General features: G+C 45.5%; 15 protein-coding genes. 6 read left to right on the forward strand and 9 right to left on the reverse strand.

The annotated features are described in order from the left end of the window. Positions 1-6,035 (reverse strand): hybrid sensor histidine kinase/response regulator (locus V6C93_RS28605; protein ID WP_333480070.1); only part of this gene is annotated, 6,035 nt, incomplete at its 3' end. A gap of 471 nt (positions 6,036-6,506) precedes the next feature. Between V6C93_RS28605 and V6C93_RS28610 the strand changes: the two genes are divergently transcribed. Next, the gene (locus V6C93_RS28610; RefSeq protein WP_333480071.1) at positions 6,507-6,662 is read left to right on the forward strand and encodes a hypothetical protein; all 156 of its coding nucleotides are present in this window, start codon (positions 6,507-6,509) and stop codon (positions 6,660-6,662) included. A 243-nt stretch (positions 6,663-6,905) separates the two neighbouring features. Then, positions 6,906-7,361, forward strand: coding sequence for a D-aminoacyl-tRNA deacylase (dtd, locus tag V6C93_RS28615; protein WP_333480072.1), 456 nt, complete (start codon positions 6,906-6,908; stop codon positions 7,359-7,361). 37 nt (positions 7,362-7,398) lie between these two features. Here the strand turns inward: dtd and V6C93_RS28620 are convergent, their stop codons facing one another. The 3 genes from V6C93_RS28620 to V6C93_RS28630 all read right to left on the reverse strand — a co-directional run bounded on the left by V6C93_RS28620 (position 7,399) and on the right by V6C93_RS28630 (position 13,155). Then, a complete protein-coding gene (locus V6C93_RS28620) occupies positions 7,399-8,808 on the reverse strand; it encodes a GNAT family N-acetyltransferase (protein WP_333480073.1) in 1,410 nt (469 codons plus the stop codon). A gap of 852 nt (positions 8,809-9,660) precedes the next feature. After that, entirely contained in the window at positions 9,661-10,275 is a 615-nt protein-coding gene (locus V6C93_RS28625) for a CP12 domain-containing protein (protein ID WP_333480074.1), read from the reverse strand. 123 nt (positions 10,276-10,398) lie between these two features. Next, complete coding sequence (locus V6C93_RS28630; protein ID WP_333480075.1) at positions 10,399-13,155, reverse strand: bifunctional acetate--CoA ligase family protein/GNAT family N-acetyltransferase; 2,757 nt, start codon at positions 13,153-13,155, stop codon at positions 10,399-10,401. 207 nt (positions 13,156-13,362) lie between these two features. On the opposite strand from V6C93_RS28630, the gene V6C93_RS28635 reads away from it, so the two are divergent. The 3 genes from V6C93_RS28635 to V6C93_RS28645 all read left to right on the forward strand — a co-directional run bounded on the left by V6C93_RS28635 (position 13,363) and on the right by V6C93_RS28645 (position 16,741). Beyond that, a complete protein-coding gene (locus tag V6C93_RS28635; RefSeq protein WP_333480076.1) occupies positions 13,363-13,740 on the forward strand; it encodes a hypothetical protein in 378 nt (125 codons plus the stop codon). Between the two features lie 743 nt (positions 13,741-14,483). After that, positions 14,484-15,029 carry a gamma-glutamylcyclotransferase gene (locus V6C93_RS28640; RefSeq protein WP_333480077.1) on the forward strand — a complete coding sequence of 182 codons (546 nt, stop codon included), beginning with the start codon at positions 14,484-14,486 and terminating at the stop codon, positions 15,027-15,029. A gap of 137 nt (positions 15,030-15,166) precedes the next feature. Continuing rightward, positions 15,167-16,741 (forward strand): aminotransferase class V-fold PLP-dependent enzyme, encoded by a 1,575-nt coding sequence (locus V6C93_RS28645; RefSeq protein ID WP_333480078.1) that lies wholly within the window; start codon positions 15,167-15,169, stop codon positions 16,739-16,741. A 181-nt stretch (positions 16,742-16,922) separates the two neighbouring features. Here V6C93_RS28645 and V6C93_RS28650 read toward each other — a convergent pair whose 3' ends face one another. The 5 genes from V6C93_RS28650 to V6C93_RS28670 all read right to left on the reverse strand — a co-directional run bounded on the left by V6C93_RS28650 (position 16,923) and on the right by V6C93_RS28670 (position 22,394). Further along, the gene (locus V6C93_RS28650; protein WP_333480079.1) at positions 16,923-17,063 is read right to left on the reverse strand and encodes a hypothetical protein; all 141 of its coding nucleotides are present in this window, start codon (positions 17,061-17,063) and stop codon (positions 16,923-16,925) included. A gap of 102 nt (positions 17,064-17,165) precedes the next feature. After that, on the reverse strand, positions 17,166-19,088 hold the full coding sequence (locus V6C93_RS28655; protein WP_333480080.1) for a globin domain-containing protein: 1,923 nt from the start codon (positions 19,086-19,088) through the stop codon (positions 17,166-17,168). Positions 19,089-19,283: 195 nt separating this feature from the next. Beyond that, positions 19,284-19,601 (reverse strand): hypothetical protein, encoded by a 318-nt coding sequence (locus V6C93_RS28660; RefSeq protein WP_333480081.1) that lies wholly within the window; start codon positions 19,599-19,601, stop codon positions 19,284-19,286. A gap of 211 nt (positions 19,602-19,812) precedes the next feature. Further along, positions 19,813-21,822: a histidine phosphatase family protein gene (locus tag V6C93_RS28665; protein ID WP_333480082.1), complete on the reverse strand. Its 2,010-nt coding sequence runs from the start codon at positions 21,820-21,822 to the stop codon at positions 19,813-19,815. 272 nt (positions 21,823-22,094) lie between these two features. After that, positions 22,095-22,394, reverse strand: a complete 300-nt coding sequence (locus tag V6C93_RS28670; RefSeq protein ID WP_333480084.1) for a cyclic nucleotide-binding domain-containing protein — start codon at positions 22,392-22,394, stop codon at positions 22,095-22,097. Between the two features lie 147 nt (positions 22,395-22,541). Between V6C93_RS28670 and V6C93_RS28675 the strand changes: the two genes are divergently transcribed. Beyond that, positions 22,542-23,933 (forward strand): PAS domain S-box protein (locus V6C93_RS28675; protein WP_333480083.1); only part of this gene is annotated, 1,392 nt, incomplete at its 3' end.

Genomic DNA, 23,933 nt, shown 5'->3' on the forward strand with positions numbered 1-23,933 from the left:
ATCTTGGGATACTCAAAACCCTCAGCTAAAATCGTCAAGGCATCGGCTAAAGGGGCATTAAGGGTATGGATTTCATGAATTAGGCTGTCAATCTGATTCATCTTGGAACGGATTGCCGCCTCTTCTAAATGAGTGAGTAAATCGAAGGGGAGAGCGGCAAGAGCAGTCGGGGTTAGGGCATCTTGAATATCGACAGCCGTGTTGGTATTTGTTCCTGCTAGGGATTGAGGAGCCTTGATATCTTCATAGATGTAGCGCACACCAATATGTTTGTTCATCGTGTCAAAAATGTCTGCCTCTCGGAACGGTTTACGGATAAAATCATCGCAACCCGCAGATAAAACAACGGCTCTTTCTTCCTCTAAACTAGTGGCTGTCAAAGCAATAACGGCAGTGGCTTGACCTTTAGTAGTGGCTTTAATGCGTTTGGTGGCTTCGTAGCCATCCATAACTGGCATCCGCATATCCATCCAAATTAAATGCGGTTCCCACTCGTCCCAGATTTCAACAGCCTCTTCACCGTTGCTGGCTTCTCTCAGTTCAAAGCCAAGGGGATTTAACAGTTTAATTAGGAGTTGGCGGTTGCTCCATTTGTCATCGGCAATCAGGATACGGTAGCGGGGTTGGTTGGGTTCTAGGGCAATGACTTGGCGAGTGGGTTGTTTGGTTTGGATGGAAGCTGCATCAACCGGACTAACTAAAATGTCAAACTTGAAGAGGGTGCCCTTGCCAACAGAAGAGCTGACGGTTATTTCTCCGCCCATCAGTTGCACAAAAGAGCGCGTTATGGGCAAGCCTAAGCCCGTCCCTTCTTGGGATTCTTTGCCTGTTTTGGTTTGCACAAAGGCTTCAAAGAGGCTGTCTAATTCTTCCGGCGCAATGCCTTCTCCTGTGTCTTCGACTTCAAAAGAAAGGTTTTTAGTGGGGGCTTCAGCCCCTAAAGACGCACTGAAGTGCGTACTACGAACTATGCCAACTCGCACTGATACCCCTCCTTCTTTGGTAAATTTGAGGGCGTTATTGAGCAGGTTAATCAAGACTTGACGCAACTTGGTTTCATCTGTTCTCACATACTGAGGAACGTCCGATGCGCGATCGCAAATCAACTGCAATCCCTTATCATCAGCCTTGAAGCGAAACATATCTTCCAAGTCGTCAAGCAGGCGATAGAGGTCGAAGTTGGTTTCGTTCAGGGTGGTGCGTCCTGCCTCAATTTTGGATAAATCTAGGACGTTGTTAATCAGGGTGAGCAGGTGTTCGCCGCTACGGCTGATGATACCGACATTTTCAATGTGTTCAGGGGGTAGGGTTTTAGAGCGAGTCATCAGTTGGGAAAAGCCAAGAATCGCGTTGAGGGGGGTACGCAGTTCGTGGCTCATGTTGGCGAGGAAGGTGCTTTTGGCTTGATTTGCAACTTCAGCTTTTTCTTTCGCTACGGCTAATTCGGCTGTACGTTCCTCTACTTTCGTTTCTAAGGTGCGGTTAGACTCGGCTAAATCAGTATAAAGCCGTGCATTTTCAATGGAGATGGCGGCAGAAGAGGAGAGGATTTTTAAGACTTCTAAGCGATCAGGGGTAAAGGCTCCAGTTGTCAGATTATTTTCCAGGTAAACAATACTGGTGAGCTTGCCTTGGTTAATTAAAGGAACGCACAAGATAGATTTGGGCTGATGCTGTTTGATGTAGGGGTCGTTAGTAAAGTTGCCCTCATAAGTGGCATCATTCAAAACCACACTTTCACAAGTACGAGCGACATAATTGATGATGGTTAGCGAAACTCTCCGATCGCTTTCAATAGGGATTGACTGTAACACTGTGATGGTATCGGAATTTACGGAACCTGACGCTTCAATCCGCAGTTTCCCCTCAGTTGCTAAAAGTAAGTATCCGCATTGCGCTCCGACATTTTCGATGAGAATTATCATCAAAGAAGCAAGTAATTTATCCAGTACAATTTCGCCGGACATCGCTTGAGATGCTTTCATCACAGTAGCTAAATCTAAAGCTACGGCTGTTCCAGTACTAGTGATTCTGGTTGTTGCTGTGGATGTATCTGTAATGCTCCTCACGCCAGATGATTTAGCCACTAATTGCGGATATTTTTCCTCCAAATCTTCCACCTTGCGCTTAGCGCCCCAAAGCTGGTAGCCATAATGAGCTTTCTTCATGTAGAGTTGAGCAAATTCCTCTTTGCCTTTACCTAACCAGAATTTGGCTGCTAGTTCATTGCCCAAGGCTTCATTCTGGATATAGCCATTTTCACGGGCTGAAGCGATCGCGCGATCGTACAATTCTATTGCTTCTATTTCTTGACCAGAAACACGAGTGATTTCCGCTTCCACCAACAGGTATTTATGGAGGAAGTTCTCCGGACAGTTATCTGCCCAAATTTTCATCTTTTGTTGGTTAGTTTCTAGGGCTTCCCTATACTCCTTCTGTTTTTCATTACTGCTGGTCGGATAAAGAGCAGTTAAACTTAGGGAATAGTAGAAATAATATTCAGCTTGAATGGGTACACCGGAAACGAAAACCACAGTTTCCTGGCTTTCTCGTGTCCTATTTAGGGCATTTTCATAATCTTCATAAAGAAATAAGATTTGGATTTTAAAGATGTTATACGTCGCTACTCCAGGTAGGCAAAGATTTTCCTGCAACATCTGGATGCACTGAACTTCCTCAAATTTCTCATCACTTAATGAAAATTTATTTTGAGTTAATCCCTGTAAATTGAATATAAAAGATTTATACATTTGCTGGACTCCAGCAAAAACATAATTTTTGATTTGCTTCAGGAAATCAAGATGCTTGTTAGATTCTTCAAGAATACTATTCAAATTATCGGCAACGATAAGTCTTTGCAAAATCAAATTATAAGAACTATAGGTGGCATAAACATCTCCCGTTTCTATGCCAGCTAGGTAGCCTTTTCTAAGAATCGTAAGACTTTCCTTAATATGGCTTCGCCAGGGACTAATCAAGCCACCAAAAGCAGTAAAAACTCTGCAAGCTAAATTAACATTATTAAACTGTTCGGTAAGCCTTACAGCTAATTGACCAAACTCATAACCCGCCTCATAGTCAACTAATCTTGGGCCAACTATAAGTCCCCAGAAACTATATCCGTGTGCTGATACCTCTGAGTTGCCGTGTTCAATAGAAAGGTTGACCATTTTGAGTGCAGTCAAAGCTGCCAAATCTTGGTCAGTAAAATAAGCAGGCCCAGTCATATCCCTTAAGAGTTTCATACAGGCTCTAATTTCTGGATTGGTTATCTCTGGCGCATTAACTAGACTAGCTATCTTAATTCTTTCTAGATTGGAGCGGTATACCTGCAACTCGAATTCAAGTGATGACAAAATTTCTGACTTGTTGGTTGTGGGCAAACTGACTCCAAAAGTTTTTAATGCTTCTGAAGTTATACGAAGAGCTTCTACATATTGACCCCTGTTATCATATAAAGCAAAACGAATGTTATGGATTTCAGCTCGATCTAAATTAGATTTTGCTTGATTTAATATAAGATTAAACAACTCTTCTGCTTTGTCGAAGTTACCGCAGAGATATTCACACTCAGACTTTTCTCGATATAAATTAAAAGTCAGGTCATAATGAGTTTTCCAAGTATCTCCAGGCAAAACCTCTATTCCTGGAGTGAAGTATTGAGCTAAAGCCGCCGCGTAAGCCGTTGAAGCTTTGGCTTTTTTCCCTGCCTCAAGATTCAATCGACCTAAGTCAACAAATTCGGCTTCATCTCTTATCAATTCCCGCCCTACATTCAGATGATCGACTATCTCAAAGATTTTTTCCGATAGCGAATTAACAGATACATTTGCTAGTAACAGCCGACCAACTTGGAGATGCAACCCTTTTTTGTGGTCATCATCAATCAGAGCATACGCCGCTTGTTGTATCCGGTCATGCGCGAATTTATAATCTTGAATTAACAGTTCTTCGTCTAACTCGGATGTGGGCAGAATTAACCCGGACTGAACTGCTGCTGTTAGGTTTTTAGAAACTTCCGATGTGGATTTCTCACTAATGATAGCAAGGGTGTTCAAGTCGAAATCAGCACCTACACAAGCCGCCAAGCGTAAAACTTGCTGTGTCATTAGAGGCAGTTTTTGCAACTTACCAATCATCAATTCCACCACATTGTCAGTAATGCCCTTGGCTTCAATATTTGAAATATCCCACTGCCAGCCGAACCCCCCTTGACTTTCCCCCTTAGTAAGGGGGGAAAGAGGGAGGTTAAAAGTTATCAGGTTCTCGGCGTGCAGGGTTTTGAGAAATTCATTGACAAAGAAAGGATTGCCTCCAGTTTTATGCACTACCAACTCTGCCAATGGTTTTACTGAAGAGGTATCACTGTGCAAAGTATCGGCAATTAACTGGCTAATATGCTTGCTATCTAAGGGAGCTAAGGTAATAAAGTTGACAGTTGCCCCAAAATTCCGTAGCCCATCAAGAGTCATCATCAAGGGATGATTGGGATTGACTTCGTTATCCCGATACGCTCCTATTAGAAATAGGTATTGTGTATCCGCATCCGTCATCATCAGTTCGATTAGCTTGAGAGTAGCAGAGTCTGCCCACTGCAAATCATCTAGAAAGATAACCAAGGAGTGTTCTTTTGCACAAAATGCCCGAATGAAGTTTTGGAAAACCAGATTAAAGCGATTCTGAGACTCAGCAGAGCTTAATTCTGGCACGGGTAATTGCTTGCCGATAACCAGTTCTACTTCCGGAATCACATCAGTTATTACCTGTCCGTTGGAACCAACAGCAGCAAGAATTTTTTCCCTCCAAAGGTTGAGTTGTGCTTCACTTTCCGTTAACAGTTGCCGTACCAATCCGACGAAAGCACTGACGACAGCAGAGTAGGGAATATTGCGCTGGAATTGATCGAATTTTCCAGAGATAAAATAGCCCCGCTTTTGCGTGATGGGTTTATGAATTTCTGCGACCAACACTGATTTACCAATACCGGAATAACCTGCCACTAGCATCATTTCAGTTGCTCCTTGACTCACCCGGTCAAATGTTGTTAGCAAGGTTTCAACTTCTGACTCTCGTCCGTAGAGTTTTTGGGGAATTTGAAACTTGTCGGAAACATCCCTGGAACCAAGAGGGAAGCCTGATATAGTCCCATTAGCGTGTAACTGAAAGAGACATTCTTCTAAATCAGCCTTGAGTCCCCAGGCACTTTGATATCGTTCCTCTGCCGTTTTCGCCATCAGCTTCATGACAATATCCGAAACGGCTTTAGGACAAGGTTCTCCCCCTCTCCCTCTCTCCCCCTCTTCTCCTCGTAAAAGATGAGGGGATATCGGCTGTTTAGCGATATGACAATGCACCAGTTCCAACGCATCGGTACTCTCAAAAGGTAACTGTCCCGTAAGTAGTTCGTAGAAGGTAACGCCGAGAGAGTAAAAGTCAGTGCGGTAATCTAAAGAACGGTTCATTCGTCCCGTTTGTTCTGGCGACATATAGGCTAATGTGCCTTCGAGAACGTTGGGATTTTTCAGGGTAGGATTTTCGCGGGTTAATTGAGTGGAGATGCCAAAGTCAATGATTTTGACAATCCCTGTTTCTGGGTTAAAGACGATATTGGATGGATTAATATCTTTGTGAATAATATTGCTGCTGTGAATATTGCCCAAAATATCAGCCGTCTTGATGGCTAGCTTAAGGAATTTTGGTAGAGATAAGACATGCTCTGCCTCTACAAAGCCATTGAATAATTGCTTTAAGGATGATGCGCCAAAATCCTCTAAGATAATGATCAGAGTCCTTTGATAGGGTTCTAAGGCATAAGCTTTAACCACACCATTTATATCCAGATTGCGGGTAATTTCATATTCCTGCTTATATCGGGTTAGCTCAGAGGGAGTAGGATAGTCTTGTTTGAGAACTTTGAGGATTACTGCTTTTTGATCTGGCTTTCGGATGCCTCGATAGACAACAGAATTAGCACTTTCATAGATTTGACTAAAAACTTGGTATCCAGCGATTTTTATGGCTGTGTTATTGCTCATATTTAGTCAGATTAAATTCTTATTTTTCTCAGCAAAATTAGACCAGAGTATTACTAATTCAAGCTTTAATTACTATGCATTGTAATTCTAATTTAGATGATCGATTGTAACCCTTGACAAGCACTCTCATCAATAATGTATAGCTAACAAAGTTCGACCGACTACAATAGGATGCATCCCAAAGTTGTACAAATAGTTTTGAGAAGTGACAAGGGGAATAGTACTGATAAAGAAAAATATATATTTGCAAAAATAGGATGTTCCCCCTAGAAGACCTGTCCCTGACTCGATATTGACCTTCATCGCCACCCTGTAGATAATGGCTCCCTTTGCTAACATTGAGTTAGCACATCCTTTTGGGATCATACAATTGTTAAGTTCTATTTTTCTGTCTCAAGGAAGGTTTTTTTTTAAATTTATCGTAATACACCAATATTACTTGTAATGCGATGCAGATAGTCTTAATCTGAGGTGGACTACTATGGGTTTGCCAACAAATTTAACGGTTACGGAACACGAGCCGTGCAACGTTGCACGGCTCGTCAAATCAAACTAAGTCTTAAAGTCTGTGGTTTAGTTCAAGCTGGTCTTTCTGTCGGGTATCGTCCTAGTGGGCTGTCCATCTAGCTTTGAGTAGTTGGCTTTCTCGAAAAAATAAAGGGATTGAGGCTATTTGAACTTGTCATTTCTGCCTTGACAGCTCACTAGATTAGAACAGTTTCAACAATAATTCGGAATTATGAATACTCGCTACGCCAGAAGCAAGCTACGTAATTCGTAATTAAAAGGCTTATGCTAGAATCCCCGACTTCTCAAGTCGCTCACTTAAAGGGAATTGGGAATCAAGAGATTGTATAGGAGCTGTCACAGATGCGTATTGTTATCCAGCGAGTAAAATCTTCTCAAGTCGAAGTCGGTGGTATTATTGTTGGCCAAATCGGGAGAGGATTGACTCTCTTAGTTGGGATTGCCAATACAGATACCGAGGTAGAACTTGATTGGATGGCGCGAAAGTGTCTGGACTTACGGCTATTTCCGGGTGATAACGGCAGCACGGATCGTTGGGAAAAATCTGTTCAGGAGATTGGGGGCGAACTCTTGGTCGTCAGTCAGTTTACTCTCTACGGTAACTGTCGTAAAGGACGCCGCCCTTCCTTTACTCAATCAGCAGCACCAGAAACAGCGCAACAGCTCTATGAAACGTTTGTCGAGAAGTTACGGCAAAGTGGCTTAAGGGTAGAAACGGGTCAGTTTGGTGCGATGATGCAAGTCTCCATTGAAAATGATGGGCCAGTGACGTTACTGCTGGAGCAAGAAAATGAGTAGGACATAGCCTTGTTTCCCTGCTTAATTTCCTCAGCAATTAACTTGAAATGTTTACAGGCTCATCAACTGAAGCATGTGTATGCAAAAAAGACAAATCAGCTGTCCTTAAAACAACGGGATTATCACCAATTATCAGAGGTTCTAATTCCTGTAATGAACTCTCTCTACCCAACAAATCTTTACTCATTTCCACATAGAAAATGCTATCTTCAGTCCATTTTTCTGATAAAGTATCAAAGCCTAATTTTTTATAAAATGCTCTCACATTCCCTGGAACATCAATGACCACTTTCGGAATGTGATTTTGCTCAACAATTTCTAGGGCATTTTCCATTAGTTTCTTGCCAATGCCTATGCCTCTAGCTGTAGATAAGACGGCTAGGTTTTCTATCTTGGCTAGCTGACTATCTACATAGCGAATTCTGGCAGTGCCTACTGGCTGTTCATCTAAATAAGCCAAGATATGCTCCACTGTTTTATCGTGTTCGTCAAAGGCTAAGGATGGAGAAATGCCTTCTTCGTCAATAAAAACAGCTGTTCTAATGGCTTGAATGGCCGTCTCTTCTTCAGAGAAAGATACGACTTTCAGGGTAACATTGCTCGTCTGATTCTGGTTCAGAACCATTGCCGCTAAGACCATCGCTGCACCTAACCAACCGCGTACTCCCAGTTTCTCGCCGAGTAGCCAAAAAGAGAATCCTGCTGCAAACATTGGCTCGAAGGTGTAGATGAGCGCTGTCTCGTGGGCAGAAACCCAGTTCTGAGCTACGGCTGGCAGCCAGGTGGTTGCGGCAGTCACTAAAGCAAGGTAGAGAACTGGCAGGAAGTTTGTACCGATCGCCTCAATCTGCCCAATCAGTTCAGGGGCTGTCCAAAGTGAGGCCAGCACCGCTACCACCAACAGCTGAATTGCAGTTAGTGACTGAGATGAGTGGTGTGGCGTGACCGACTCCAGCATCAGGATGTAAGTCGCATAGCTCAAGACATCGCATAACATCCAAAAATCACCGATGCCGAACACTCCACCCTCCCACGACATCACCCCAATGCCGCCTAGCGCTAGTCCGGCAGCGATGAAGGTTCTCACTAGTACGCGCTGACCCAGTAGCTGTCCCAAGAGCGGTACTAGGATGACATTCAGGCTGGCGATAAAGGCCGCCCGATTGGCAGACATCGTCGTCTCAAGGGCGAGCGCTTGGGTTGCTAAAGAGGCAAAGAGTAGAATTCCTAATAGTGCCCCATTGCGCAGCAATCGAGCATTTAAGTCTCGCAAATGCACGGCAAATGCCAGCGTTGCCAAGACGCAACGGATGGCGATCAGTGCCCCTGGCGAAAGGTTGATAACTGTTTCCTTAACGAGCGGGAATGTTGTACCCCAGAGCATGGTTACAGCAACAAGCAGTATGATGCCCTGGGTATGCTGGACTTTTGGTGCGGGAGAAATCATTGCGTTCAGCTATTTTCGGCTTCTTGGCTTTGGTCAGGTGCTTTTTTCTGGAACTCTCTATCTCTCCCCTGCTATAGCAGTCCTATTTGATTGGTGAACAATAACGTAGACACGTATCGGCTTGCCGCAGCGTCCCACTCTAGGGGCTCCAGAACACCCCTGAAATAGAAGAGAGAATTTTACAATTTATTTAGGATTGCTAGGGCAGGTGTCTGTTAAAAACTAGAACACCAGTTCAGTATCAGGGAATCATTTAATAGCGCCACTTAGGCGGTATTGAGAGACTGCATCCCACTATTGCATAAATAGTGTTCTTGTGGAGTGGACTCTTGCTTGCCCTATAACTTTGCTACTCGTTTCGCCTGCCCCATCCGGAAGTTATACTTGTACGCCTTGGAATGCTCCCCAATCAAAATGACATAATTAAAAAATAAGAGAACATTTCTCTCCGATTCCTCTATCAAAAGGGTCTGATTTGTGTTGGCAATGCTCATGTCTCAAAACATTTTGACTTCTTCACCGCCATGTTACTAGGCTTTAAATGTTACCTGAATAAATAGTTCAAAAAATTGAACTCAGGATAGAGCATTAGAAACAAAATTGGATTTATTACTACAACCTATATAGCGCTCTTAATCATTGAGCAGAGGATCTGTCTTTCCTCATGAACTCCCTCTGCGTTCTCTATGACGCTGTGGGATGCTACGGCAAGCCGCTACGCCTCTACCTTGATGATTCTCACAAATCGAATAGCATGACTATAGTCAAAAATTGGGTAATGGGTAATAGCCAGTAAATTCCCCCTTACCCATTATCGGCATTTATTGGTAGCCGTAATCTAGCAAAACGCTATCAATTGTCATAAATCCGAGCTTCAAGCGCTTCTGGATACTCTTCGCAGTACTCGTCGAAGGCCGTTTTGTCAACTTTCCGAGATCGTTGATGAGCCGCTTCGGCTTGCATCTCCTCAACAACATCCCAAGCCACCGCGCACTCAGGAGAAGTCGGCCCTTTCTCAGCACAAATAGCGCGTGCGTTCTCAATAGCTTCGTGGATTTTGCTCTCAAAGAAAACTTCTTTGGGTTGTTCCACGAAGTCACTCTTGGTGAGGATGTCGGTTACTGAAATGATACCGAGCAGTTTATCTTTGATGACCGGAGCCCGTCGGATACCGCTATTGGCAAACAATCGTGCTACGTATTCCACACCTAGGTCAGCATTGACAACAATGCAGGGCTTGGTCATAATTTCGTAAACCCGCACGTTCTTGGGGTCTTTGCCAAAAGCTGCCACCTTGTATACAATGTCTGTCTCGGTGACGATGCCGTAGGCATCTTGGTCATGGCGACGCTCCACAATTAAGGCTCGTAAACTCTTCTCCTTCATCAAGTCCACCGCCTGAGCCACCGTTGCGGCACCGCGAATGGTGACTACATCCTTGGTCATGATGTCTGCTGCTTTCATCATGGTCTTTACCCTAGAATCTTGGATTCGTTGTTTGTGATGGGTTAAGGGGGCTGGGGAAAATGCCTAGGAAAATATACTTAGTTACAGCCCCCAGTCACTTAACTTACACCCAATCCGGGACGATTAGCGTAACTCGTAAACTACTTTCACCATTGATTCACCGGGTACGGGTTCGAGACGGAAGCCGAGTTTTTCACAAACGCGCTGCATCGCTCGATTTTCGGAGAGAATTTCAGCTGTGAGGTAGTGCAATTTTTCGTCTTTCCCGACTTCGAGGAGACGGCGCAGCAATTCTGTACCTAGGCCTTTGCACTGGAAGCGATCGCTAATCAACATCGAGAATTCCGCTTCATCCCTGCCATGCAATTTGCTCAAACGAGCCACAGCAATCATCTTGGGTTCGCCAGTTTGCGGGTCTTTGGCTAGCGCAATCAGTGCCATCTCGCAATTGTAGTCAATGAAGCACAGCCGGGCAAGGCGATCGTGGGCAACTCTGGTTTGCAACTTAATCAGATGAAAGTAACGAAGATAAACACTTTCCTCGGATAGAGTTTCGTGGAACTTGACGGATAGGGGTTCATCCTCCGGACGAATCGGACGAATCTTCACCTGGGTGCCATCTTTGAGTGTCCAGTTGGACACATACTGAATTGGATAGGGACGAATCGCGCTCTGGGGTAGCTTGTCTTCTGGGGTTTCCGGGGAATGGAGTACCACACGAGCATCAAGGGTGATTAATTGTTCGGGAGAAGCCAGCAGCGGATTGATGTCAATTTCCTTAATCCAACGTTGCTCAACCACCAACTGACTAAAGCGAACGAGCAATTGCTCCAACGCTACCAAATCTACAGGCGATCGCCCCCGCACTCCTTGAAGCGCCTTGTAGATTTTGGTCTGTTCCATCATCCGCCGCGCCAGAGTTGTATTGAGCGGTGGTAGCGCCAAGGCTCGGTCTTTAAACACTTCCACCAACTGTCCACCGCTACCAAAGAGGATCACAGGGCCGAATTGAGGGTCTGGACTACTGCCGACGATCAGTTCGTATCCGTCCAATTTCAGCATCGGCTGAACCGTAACACCCAAGAAATCTTCAGCACTCGCTTTTAACAGTACCGATGATGCGATCGCCTGATAGGCTTTTCGCACCGCTTCGGCCTCCAGTAAATTTAGCTGAACGCCGCCTACATCAGTTTTATGGGTAATCGTTTCAGAATAGAGCTTGAGAACAACGGGATATCCCATCTGATCCGCTAGCTGCACAGCCTCCTCTTCGGACTTGGCAATCCGGGTGTCCACAGTTGGAATTTTATAAGCTTCGAGCAGTTGCTTCGATTCAAACTCAGTGAGCAGAGTGCGACCCGATTCCCATACAGTGCGAATAATGGCTCTGGCTCTAGCACGGTCTGGAGCATCTTCATCCCCTTCCCCTGGTAATACTGGGGTTTCGTATATGCCCCGCATGTTATAGGCATATCGCCACATGTAGTTAAACACACGGGCGGCGGCGTCCGGGAAGGGAAGTGTGAAAATTTTGGCATTGTTGAGAATTGCCTCTCCAGCCGCCACCTCGATTCCTCCCATCCAGCTAGCGAGGATTGGCTTAACAGGCAGAGAACGTTCCTGTAACATTTCTACAAACTGCTTCGCTGTCTGGGTCGGGTCGGTCATGGATTGCGGGGTGAGGATTGCCAGCAGTCCATCGCTATTCGTGTCTTGCAGTGCGATCGCGCAAGATTTAGCATATCGATCTGGATCGGCATCCCCTAAAACATCAATCGGGTTATTGTGACTCCAATGGGGTGGCAATATCTGATTGAGCGAGTCCTGGGTTTGAGGTGACAACGGTGCTAATTCACCCCCTTCTGAGATGAGTGCATCCGTTGCCAGTACGCCAGGGCCACCCGCATTAGTCACAATGGTTAGGCGTTTTCCCTTGGGACGTGGCGATTTGGCTAGCACCTCCGCCATGTTAAAGAGATCGTCAATCATGTGAACCCGCAACACCCCACTGCGCCGGAACGCGGCATCCAGCACCTCATCACTACCCGTGAGCGCCCCCGTGTGGGAGGCCGCCGCAGCGGCAGCGGCCTCTGTGCGACCTGCCTTAATCACAATAATGGGTTTCGCCAGGGCGACTTCTCGCGCTGCCGATAAAAATGACCGTGCATCTCCGATTGATTCCATGTAAATGACGATGCTGCGGGTTGCTGGATCATCACCCAGGTAGTAAATCAGGTCGCCCCAGTTAACATCGAGCATAGAGCCGATAGACATGAAGGCACTGAAGCCCACATTCTCACGGAAGCTCCAATCTAAAATCGACGTACACAGCGCGCCACTTTGGCTAATGAAGCCCACATTTCCCGGTCGCGCCATCCCATTCGCAAACGTCGCATTAAGACCAGTTACGGGACTCATCACACCCAAACAATTGGGGCCGATAATCCGCATGTTGCCGCGACGGGCTTTTTCCAGAATTTGCTGCTCTAATTCAATTCCTTGCTCTCCAACCTCCTTAAAACCCGCAGAGATGATAATTGCTCCCTTAACGCCTGCCTCTACGCATTCTCCAATCACACTCGGTACGGTATGAGCCGGTGTCACGACGACGGCTAAATCGACAGGCTCAGGCACCGCCCCTATGCTAGGATATGCTTTTATTCCCAAGACACTGGGACGTTTGGGATTAACCGGGAAAACAGTTCCCCCAAAGGGATTGCTAATTAAATTCCATAACAGAGTGCGTCCAACGCTGCCAGCTTTTTCAGTTGCACCAATCACAGCGACGTTCTTAGGCGCAAAGATCGCATCGAGGGGTTGGCGCTCATAGCGCAGAACGTCATGAGCTGGATCGGTAGTTTGCAATAAGTTTTTTGACATCGTTCATCCCTGAACTCACATTTGTGTCAGTGATTAGGGTTGGGTTGTGTACCTGCCCTAGTGAAAGACTATTGATTTCTTGTAGCGCTACACCTCTTCTAATTTACTCCCAGTTTTGCTAAAGCTCAGTAAAAATGCTTACTGAGACCTCTGGCACAATAGTGATAGCGGCTGCTCCGCAAGAACAAGCAATTCCTAAAAGACTCCATGACGACTGTTACTTCTCAAGAAATTGCTCAGTTTCGCACTGAGTTAGCCAATAATCCCGAAGCAATGAGAGCGCTGGATGCGATTGAAGATTGTGAAGGAGATTTGGAAGATGCTGCGATCGCATTAGCCATCCGCGTCGGACAGCAACCTCAAAGAGATAATGCCGAGTGGTTAGATGCTTTAGCTCGGAAATGCCGTGCTGTGATTTGTCAGAAGGAATTTCGCGACGACTTACTCAATGGCTCCTATGCACCGATGGTTAGATACCTCGCCGAGACGCCTCTACTTCCGTCCATCCTGGCAACGCCTGTATTGATGTATGTGGTTCGCCAAGGCATTAACCATTTTTGTGAGCCCCTGGATTCCCAATTCTGAATCCTGCCCTGTTCAGGGATTTCCCAAAAATTAAGTTATCCAATCTTGTAGAGCAGGCGTCGCACTGGGCTGCACCGAGCTGCGCGAACATCACTAACGCCTGCTACTACGTTTAACCGCAACTCGATATCACTAAAGCTCCAGTTCCCCTCAAGCCTATTCCCACGCTTCTACGAAGAGCCTCTCAATGTTCAGCCAATTGGCTCAAATTTTTGCGCAATTTATCGGATGCATACTTACAGGGGCTAATTGTACCATCGAGTGAACTACATAGCCTTTGACTGAGCAATGTTCATTTAACCAAATATCCATTTGTAGATTGGCAACTCAGTACTTGAGGTAGCTTCATCTCAGCAGTGTCATGTTTTTATGTTCAAAATTAATTCTCTGTCCAGCGATAAATAAGTGTCTATCGGCTCAAAATACTGAATCAGAAATTTGTAGCTGACTGCGTCTAGTTAGCTCACAGCAAAGCTTTACAAATCCTTGATAAAGTTGCTGAGATAAGAAGAGACGAAGTTTATATAGAATCGGCGCTTCAGCCGCTCATCAACTTTCAGGGTCGAGATTGCAATATAAAACTTCGGTAAACAGGGCAGTTAAAGCTAGACATGATATAGGGATACTATGCGAATATCTACACAAGAACTTCGGCAATGAAATTCCAGAGTAGCAACCCCTAAGCACCGATCGAAGATTTGCCATAGTAAATGTTTGTTGTTTGTTCTAACACCGAAATAACTATGTTGAACACAAAAATTTTAGACAAAAGAAATATGGCAACGTTCTACTATTTTGCTTATGGTTCGTGTATGTGTCCGGTAGACCTAAAGCGATCGCTCGGTGAAAAAACTCATGATTATGTGGTTGGCCCTGCAACGCTCAAAGGCTATCGACTGGGTTTCTATTGTTACTGCGAAAAGCGCGATTGTGGTGTACTCGATGTTGTCGAAGACCCCAAGAGTTCTGTAGAAGGAGTACTGTATCGACTACCTTGGCGGCTGAGCATTAACCTCGATCAACGTGAATGCGTTCACGAAGGTCGATATAAGCACGAAATGGTTGATGTGACAATCCAAGGTCAGCGTTACAAAAATGTTCGCACCTACGTGGTGATTGACAAGACATCAGAAGAATTTGCACCCAACGACTGGTACTTCAACGTTGTCCTCCGAGGTGCTGTCACTTCTGGACTACCGGAGCAATATTGCTGGAACTTGTTTAATCACATGCACCAGCTGCAACAGCAGCAATTGGCAACCCGGAGGTGGCAAGCCGCAGCCGCCTAGTGGGTTCTTGAACTGTACTGTAGGCAGTCGATACCCTTGTACATCTGTCGCAACCGTGCCAACTGCCTAATGATTCACTGACCGTTTTCCGATCGCATCCACCTTTATACCCAAGAGAAACGACCAAGGAGTATTCAATGCAGTTAATCCAAAGACAGAGTATCAAGGCTATCCAACCTAAAAACGACGTTTTTCAATGTCCAGAAGTTCTAGGTGCCCAACACTCCGTTCCTCTGCTTGATGGTCGCTATGTTCCTCAAATCTTCCTGGATAATGGAGCCAGCACCAAACCGTTTCGAGTGGTTAGCGACTTTATCCGAGAGATTGAGACCTACTACTCCAATATTCATCGCGGCACCGGCTTTGACTCCCATTTTTGTACAGAGCGTTACGAGGAAGCACGGCGCATTGTTGGAGAGTTTGTCGGTTGGGATAGTGAGCGGGATGTCGTTATCCCAGTGCGTAACACCACAGAAGGGATGAATCTTCTGGCGAACACCATTCAGTTTGCTCCTGGCGATCGCGTCCTGACCACCATCTTAGAACACCACAGCAGCGACCTCCCCTGGCGTAACAAAGCTAAGGTCGAACATCTGCCCATCAACCATGAGGGACAAATTGACCTCAAGGAGCTAGAACGCCGCTTAGATCCCTCAAGAGGCAGAGTGCGGGTTGTCACCATGACCGGTGCTTCCAACATCCTCGGCTCCGTTCTCCCGATTCACGAAATTGCTGCCCTTGCTCACAAGTATGGAGCCTTAATGGTCGTGGATGGTGCCCAGTTGGTGCCCCACCGCCGTGTGAACATGAGACCTCATACCGATCCAGGTCACATTGACTTCATCGTTTTCAGTGGTCACAAAATGAACGCCCCTGCTGGGGTCGGAGCAGTGGTGGGACGGCGCGACATCTTCGCCGCCTCTGCACCCTATCAACCCGGTGGCGGAACCGTGGCTTCAGTCAGTACCAATAGCGTCACATGGGCGGCTCCCCCCGATCGCAACGAAGCAGGAACCCCCAATATTCTGGGTATGCTAGCGTTAGCTCGCACAATTCAGGTACTCGAAGCAGTCGGAATGGATAAAGTAGAGGCTCATGAGCGTCACCTCACCTCTCTACTCTTACGAAAGCTATCTGGCATTCCCCAAGTCAAAATCTTAGGTTCCCGCGACCCGGAAGCCACAGAAAATCGCGTGGGAGTTGTCACCTTTACAGTTGATGGAGTTCCTCACGGCCTAGTCGCGGCGATTCTCTCCTACGAGTCGGGCATTGCGGTACGCAACGGTTGCTTCTGTGCTCAGCCTCTGATGAAGCGCCTCCTCAAAGTAGAAGAAACTTGTACCTGTCCTTCTGAAGAAGAAATTGCAGCCAGTCGGGGAGACCGCCACAACGTTCCGGGAGCCGTTCGAGCCAGTCTGGGAATTCACAACACGGAAGAGGAAATCGAAACCTTGGTTGAAGCGATTTCCCGCATTGCCCAGAAGCAGTGGCAGGGCAACTACGAGCAAGATGCAGCCACAGGAGACTATTTACCTCAAGGCTTCCGCTTCGACTTCTCCTACCTCCCCGGTTTCTCTACTGAGCCGACGATTCACAGCTATGCTCCGACATCCGATTGCGATCGACACCTGAAACTGGTTAACCGCTTACCGTTGGTTACAGTTGCAGGAATCGGAGCCTTATTGACAACCATTTGGGCTTGCTTTGCCTAATTCAGTCATACTCCTTGGGTAAGGTGCATCCCTAAACTAGGTCATGCGAGAGAGGGATTATAGGCTTGACCAGTTAGGGATGCTTTCTTCTTATCTATGGACAATGAATGATATCGCAGTCGCCAAGGCGATTAGGACAAATGGTTCAAAGCTAATTGCCAATCCCAGCTTTTGAAATGTCCTAATGGTTGTGGCGGTTGCTATACCAAATCCGGCTTGCGAAATTCTTTAATAAGTTGGCTTGCTGCAACACAAGTCTTTGAAAATCTAATTCCAGGGCGTAGAAAGTCAACCAGAGTAGCGATCGCCTTCTTATTTCCATAGTTGATTTCTCCCAAAACCCAGGCAACTGCTCAACGAAGATGCTCATCCTGGGGAAAATTCTTTTAAGCAAATTCATTGAATGGTTGGTGGATAAATGCTATCAGGGAATTTTAGTTTCCTTCTTTGAGCCATCAGGCATAATCGCACCTTCAAGGAAAGCACTACTAAGTTCAAAAATGCTCACTTTAGCATCTTTTAGATTTGCACCCGTTAGGTAGGCACCCTCCAGGTTAGCACCACTCAAACTAGCATTCCTCAAATTGGCACCGCTTAGGTTGGCTTGTTTCAAGTCCGCACAAATCAGGTTAGCGCTACTGAGGTTGGCACTACTGAGGTTAGCCTTATTCAAGCGAGCAAAACTCAGCTTGGCATGACTGAGATTGGCCCCAGCAAGTTTAGCGTAACTGAGGATAGCATTATCGAGGTTGGCGTGGCTCAGATTGGCATTACTGAAATCGGTTTTATTCAAATTGGCTTGACTCAGATTGGCGTTAGGGAGATTAATATCTACTAACTCTGCACCAGGAGCATTTAAACCTCTCAAGGAAACCTTATCCTCATTCAAATCTTGGAGTGCCAGAACTCTTGCATAGCTAACTTTTACATCGTGGGCTGCATCAATCGTGCTCCAAGCTTGGTAGTGAAATTGTTTTCTGCGATCAGGAGCTTCCTTAATGAATAGAATTACGGCAACGACCAGACTGAGAGCATCAGAGCCTTCTAGAATTTTCGCAAGCAGAGAATTCTCATGCGCGCTCACATAAACTACGATGAACAAGACAGCTGAAACAGTAGCGATTAACCATGCTGGTTGTGTCCAGAAAGTGTCTGTGATTTTACCCAAAAGCTGTTTGAGGATTCCACCCCACTGCTTTTCGGATAATTGGGATTGAACTTGCTGGTAACTGTTGGTGATTTTCCCTTGAATTTCTTTGAGGATTTCACCATCCCACTGAATTAATACTATAGGCTTTTTCTGTTGTTCTGCTTGGGGCTGACGTGGCTTGGATTCGTTTGGTAGTTCTGCTTTTAATTCTGAAGGCTTCTTAATGGTTGCTACTTTTTCATCTCGGATCACTGTTGCTGGAGATTCTGCACCTACACCTTTTAACATCAGAGCGGTAATCGCACTGAAGGCATCTACCCATGCTTGCTTAACTTCAGGAGTCCAATCTTGCTGTAGATACTGCTCAAATGTAGAAAGCAGTGCTTCTCCAACGGCGGGATAATAATTAGCAATTGCTCCATAGCCAACGTGTCTGCCTCCCAGAGCGTTGAGTACTGGCCCTAAAGCTTCTGGATGGCGGAGATTTTCTACTACCAAGACCAGAGAATTAAGCAGCTTTTTCTGTTGGTTTACCATATCGGTTTTGGCAAACAGCGGTTTCACTTCTGGGTAAAGTTTAAACAGGTTCTCATAGAAGCTAGCTGCAAATTCTTCAGCGCGAGGTTTAACTTTTTCAAAACTGCTTTCGAGTAACTCTACGGGTAACTCTTTTGAGTGTTGTTGTGCAACTTCCTCTAGATTGTGTACAGCAGGTGGGGGGGGTGGTGCTGTCGCTACCTGTTTTTCTGGAATTTCTCTTGTCTTTAATTGAACTTCTTCTGGTGCATAATTTACACCTGCACCGTTTAACATCTGAGCGGTAATCGCACTGAAGGCATCTACCCATGCTTGCTTAACTTCAGGAGTCCAATCTTGCTGGAGATACTGCTCAAATGTAGAAAGCAGTGCTTCTCCAACGGCGGGATAATAATTGGCAATTGCTCCATAGCCAACGTGTCTGCCTCCCAAAGCGTTGAGTACTGGCTCTAAAGCTTCTGGATGGCGGAGATTTTCTACTACCAAGACCAGAGAATTAAGCAGCTTTTTCTGTTGGTTTGCCATATCTGTCTTGGCAAACAACGGTTTCACTTCTGGGTAAAGTGTAAACAGGTTCTCGTAGAAACTGGCGGCAAATTCTTCAGCGCGAGGTTTGATCCGCTCGAAACTTTGCTCTAAAAGTTCAACATTTAAATACATATTTTGTCCCTAGATTTAAAGTTGAGTTTACCCATATCTTAAGACATGGGTTTCTGGACTATCTGGCTCTTACTAATGCTTTTTACAAAGTTTCTAGAGGTGCAGAATTTTTTCCTGCACCGTTTAACATCAAAGCGCTAATTGCTGCAAAGGCATCTATCCACGCTTGCTTATTAGATCGGCTAAGGCTTGATATTACAAACTCAAATTTTCCAATTCTTGCCACACGGTAGCCATAAACTCCCCTGCATCCTTTATGCCCATCTCTCCCAACGCTTTCCACTCCTCAGTACTGTAATCCAAATCCAGTCCCATCACGTCTTGAGTCCAATAAGGTAAATTAGATGGGTTTTCCATTAGCTCACAGGTCATCTTTATGATTTCTGCTCCTGAAGTATTTTTTCTAGCCTTTGCCACCAAACAAAAGGAAAGCAATTTAGCCAAATTGCTTTCTGGTGGAATCGATATCAGAAAAGCCATGTTTTGTACTAGTAGGAACTTGTCTAACTTCATGGTGATTTATTCCTGTTAATACTTGGGATGTACTTAAGTAAGATATTTTTGGGGTGGGCAATGCTCATGCATGCTCGTGGTATCTGATTTACGATTATTTGGTCAGCATTGCCTACCCGACAAATACTAGAGTTGTTGAACTTTGCTAATTAGCTCTTTCGGGGATGGTGTAATGTCCATTAATCTCAACCCTAGCAATCATCAATTATCTTCAAGCTGCGGATACAGCAGCAGGGACAACGTTAAGATTGGCAACCAAGCCATACGTTGATACATACTCTTCTAATTCGGCTAAATCGACTGTGCCATTTTTATCGGAGTCAAGAATATTGAAAAGATAATCAGTGATGTACTTCCTGACTTCTTCAGAGCTACGTTCGCCTGTCGTCATATCTTCAATTAGCCCCAACAGTTCCATAATTTCGGCTCTATTAAGCGACTTACTTCCATCCGTATCCAATTGATGGAACAGCTTTTTGACATCTTCTGTTGCCACTCTCGAAGAACGCAGTGTTTCTCTCAAAATGTCATTGCCAAATGCATTCATGAACAATATCTGCTCGATGAGGGGTATGCAGAAGAACCCTAGCGATGCCCAAAAAATTGCATACTTCACATCGGCAGCGATCGCATTAACTCCAATGAACAGAGCTGCCCAAAGGAAAAAGTTTGGATTGACAAGCAGGATATACGCATCCTGAGCTTCTGCCTTGTTTAACTTGCCCTGTGTAAATCTTGAAGTGAGTACAGCCAAGAGGCGCATTAAGATAAATACTAGGGTGGCAATTGCCAGTTGTTGCAGACAAGCTAGCGATCGCGCCGTATCCGTGGAGGAAAATAGGTCGCTTAGGAATGTTGCTGGAGTAAACTGAAACCCTGTTACCAATGCCATTAAAGCGACAGCCAGCACTCCGATAAATTTCCAGTTCTTACTGTGATGGTTGGATTCCACAGGAGATTGAGCACGCCAAAACTGGGCAATTGCTCCCGGTATCGCCAGACCAACAATCAGAATGACACCAAAAAAGATCAGGCTGGAATCGTTAATCGGTAAGTTGGCAACCCTCAATGTAGCAAGCAGCGCAATAGGAGCGATAATTGATAACGTCCTAGACAACACAGCCGAGGGATAAAGATTACCGCCCCAGAGTACCGATAAAACTGGGGAAGTAAGCGCTGGCGGCACCATCCAAAACAGCACCCACAAAACTTTGTACAAATCGGCAGGGCTTTGATACAAGAGTCCAGAAAATATTAAAAATAGCCCAACTCCCCATCGAGCCAACATCCATAAGTAGACGACAGACTTCACCGTTGGAGTTACTTTGCGTTTACTTGCGGCAAAGTCAATGTCCAGGTACGTATAAAACGTTGATGCGGCAAGACAGGCAACGATTATCGCTCGAAATAGCTCTGAGGGAATCCCTGCTTGTGAGGCGCTTACTGCCCTTACCAAGCTTCCCAGCAAGAAGGCAGCAGCGTAGATCAAAATCGCCCACATAATGGAAAGATCGTTGATTTCTTTACGCAGGGCAGCGGCACCACCGGATTCCTTGTCGCGAAACTTGACTAGCTCCTCTTGACTGAGAGCTTTACCATTCGGGAGTTTCAAGTGTTTATAAGCTGTTGGTGGTAACCCACTTAAATAAAGTGCTAAAGGCTCCAATACATATTGGTGGCACACCACCAAAACCGTTTCACCCCGTTGCAAGTGCGGTACAACCTTCTCTTCGTAGAAACGTGCCGCGCGATCGTAAACTTGTGCAATTTTCTCACCAGCCGGAGGTGCTTCGTTGTGTGAATGCAACATTTCCTCGAAGCCTTCGTAGCCGAGGGCAAGACGCAGCAGATTCAGGTTACGTCCCGCAAAAATGCCAAAGGATTTTTCGCTAATTCGATGGTCGATCTGAACGGGGATATCGGGTGACTTCAGCGCCTGACTTGTCTCCAGGGCGATTTCACAGGTTTGCCGCGCACGCCTCATATGAGAGACATATACGGCGTCAAACTTCACACCTTTATTCTTAATGTCAGTACCTGCACGGCGTGCCTGCAACCGACCAAATGCTGTGAGGTCAACATCGAGTACCCCTGCAAAAATGTTGCGTTCATTGCTAGTACTTTCACCATGCCGAATAAAGTACACCTTTCCTGGCAGATTATCTGTTCTTTCAGATGCTCCTGAAACTAGGCTAGTAGAGCCGTCATTCGTTCTTGTCATGAATTTTTAATAGCTTAAAGCCAAAAATCTTGAATCTGATACAAAACTCAACCTTAAAAGTCATCAAAAATTTTTCTCTGATAGCGGATGCTAAAGAGAGAGGGGGACTTCTTGACAAATGCTAGGAACACACGATCTCTTCTCCTGAAGGTTTTATCTCTTCAGGTTCAGATTTAATTAATAAAAAGCTTTGATGACATTATGAACAGAAGCTTTTTGCGCATAAAATCATTTTGCTCAGAATATAGTACTCCAAAAGACATAAAAATAACTCAGCCATTTTGCTGAGTTATTTCATTTTCTGTCTGTTGAGCCATACTTACCGCTTTGCTTCGCGCTTCTATAATTTGACCGAGCTCACGCTCCAAGATTGGTTGACGTTCAATCATGAGATTTACAGCATCTGAGTACATGGCAGGAACTTGCAAATCGTCAACGGCGGCGACTGATACCGGACTCGGTTCCCCACTAAACAGTGCCATCTCGCCAAAGAACTCACCACGCAAGATAGTCATTACCTCCAAATCCATGCCAAACTCGGTCGTGACGGTGACTAGAGCCTGACCCGCAATTTCTTCTAGGAATCAGAAAACGCTATAGAGCAAAAATCCGTGAAAATACGGACTGAAAAACCATTACACATTTTGTACAGTCAACACATCTGTTGCGATCGCACAGTTGACCCCCTAGAACAGTAGGTTTTGAGCAGGGAGTGGAATATGGTTTTTGGCTCAAGCTCGTTTATCCTCCACGAACACTCATACTCAGCGCTAGCCTTCATGCCCCACGGAGTATGCTACCTCTGGAAGCCAATCATAATGGGGATGCATCTCACCTCAGACTTATTGATCGCCCTAGCCTACTATTCAATTCCCCTCATGCTGGTCTACTTTGTTCGCCAGCGACAAGATTTACCGTTCAACTGGATTTTTCTGCTATTCGGTAGCTTCATCGTTGCCTGCGGCACGACCCATTTAATGGAAATATGGACGCTGTGGCACCCAAATTATTGGTTATCTGGCTTTCTCAAAGTCATTACTGCCGCTATCTCGGTAAGTACGGCAATCATAATGGTTCCGTTGATTCCCAATGTACTGGCTCTTCCTAGCCCCGCACAACTGGAAGCGGCTAATAGAAAACTAGAAAGCGAAATCGCCGAACGCCAGCAAGCAGAAGAGGAATTGGCACAATACCGCCGCCACCTTGAGGAACTCGTAGAAGAGCGCACGGTGGAATTAACCCAGACTAATGAATATTTACAGCAGGAAATTGCTGAACGTCAGAGAGCAGAGGAAGCTCAGCAGCAAGCTGAAGCGAATTACCGTAGCATCTTTGAGAATGCCATAGAGGGCATTTTTCAAAGTACACCGGATGGGCGATATATCAGTGCTAATCCGGCACTCGCGCAAATCTATGGCTACGCCTCTCCTGAACAATTGATATCGTCTATTACGAACATCGCCAAGCAAATTTATGTTCACTCCGATACTCGGAGTGAATTTGTTCGCTTGATGGAAAAAAATGATACGGTATCGAGGTTTGAAAAAAAGGTGTATCGCCGAGATGGTCGCATAATCTGGACGTTAGAAAACGCTCGTGCTGTTCGCACGGCTCAAGGAACATTACTCTACTACGAAGGCTCCGTCGAAGACATTACCGATCGCAAGTTATCAGAGGAGCAGTTAAAAGAGAGTGAAAAAAAACTGCGGCAAGTGATTGATTTAGTTCCTCATTTCATTTTTGCTAAGGATAAAGATGGACAGTTTATTCTTGCCAACAAAGCAATGGCAGAAGCTTACGGAATATCAGTCGAGAAGATACTCACCTGCAAAGATGAAGACCTGATAAAATCCACCCAAGAGGCTGATCAATTCCGGCAAGCTGATTTGCAAGTGATCGAAAGCGGCAAGCCTCAACACCTTCCCGAAGAATTTCTAACAGATGCTAGAGGAAATGTCCGAATCGTTCAAACCACAAAAATTCCTTTCTTTGTTGCAGGTTCAGAGGCACCAGCCGTTCTAGGCGTAGCCATAGACATTACAGAGCAAAAGCAAGCTGAACTCGCGTTAAAAAAGCAATTTCAGCGAGCCTTAATGCTTAAGCAGATTACT

This window comes from Allocoleopsis sp., assembly GCF_036703385.1.
In the GTDB taxonomy this organism is placed as follows: Bacteria; Cyanobacteriota; Cyanobacteriia; order Cyanobacteriales; family Coleofasciculaceae; genus Allocoleopsis.

Bases quoted from the DNA above. Each gene is read 5' to 3' on its own strand.
- V6C93_RS28660 (WP_333480081.1), bottom strand. From the start codon at position 19,601: ATGAAGTTAGACAAGTTCCTACTAGTACAAAACATGGCTTTTCTGATA.
- V6C93_RS28635 (WP_333480076.1), top strand. From the start codon at position 13,363: ATGACGACTGTTACTTCTCAAGAAATTGCTCAGTTTCGCACTGAGTTA.
- V6C93_RS28630 (WP_333480075.1), bottom strand. From the start codon at position 13,155: ATGTCAAAAAACTTATTGCAAACTACCGATCCAGCTCATGACGTTCTG.
- V6C93_RS28645 (WP_333480078.1), top strand. From the start codon at position 15,167: ATGCAGTTAATCCAAAGACAGAGTATCAAGGCTATCCAACCTAAAAAC.
- V6C93_RS28655 (WP_333480080.1), bottom strand. From the start codon at position 19,088: ATGTATTTAAATGTTGAACTTTTAGAGCAAAGTTTCGAGCGGATCAAA.
- V6C93_RS28620 (WP_333480073.1), bottom strand. From the start codon at position 8,808: ATGATTTCTCCCGCACCAAAAGTCCAGCATACCCAGGGCATCATACTG.
- dtd (WP_333480072.1), top strand. From the start codon at position 6,906: ATGCGTATTGTTATCCAGCGAGTAAAATCTTCTCAAGTCGAAGTCGGT.
- V6C93_RS28640 (WP_333480077.1), top strand. From the start codon at position 14,484: ATGTTGAACACAAAAATTTTAGACAAAAGAAATATGGCAACGTTCTAC.
- V6C93_RS28650 (WP_333480079.1), bottom strand. From the start codon at position 17,063: ATGGAAATAAGAAGGCGATCGCTACTCTGGTTGACTTTCTACGCCCTG.
- V6C93_RS28625 (WP_333480074.1), bottom strand. From the start codon at position 10,275: ATGATGAAAGCAGCAGACATCATGACCAAGGATGTAGTCACCATTCGC.
- V6C93_RS28665 (WP_333480082.1), bottom strand. From the start codon at position 21,822: ATGACAAGAACGAATGACGGCTCTACTAGCCTAGTTTCAGGAGCATCT.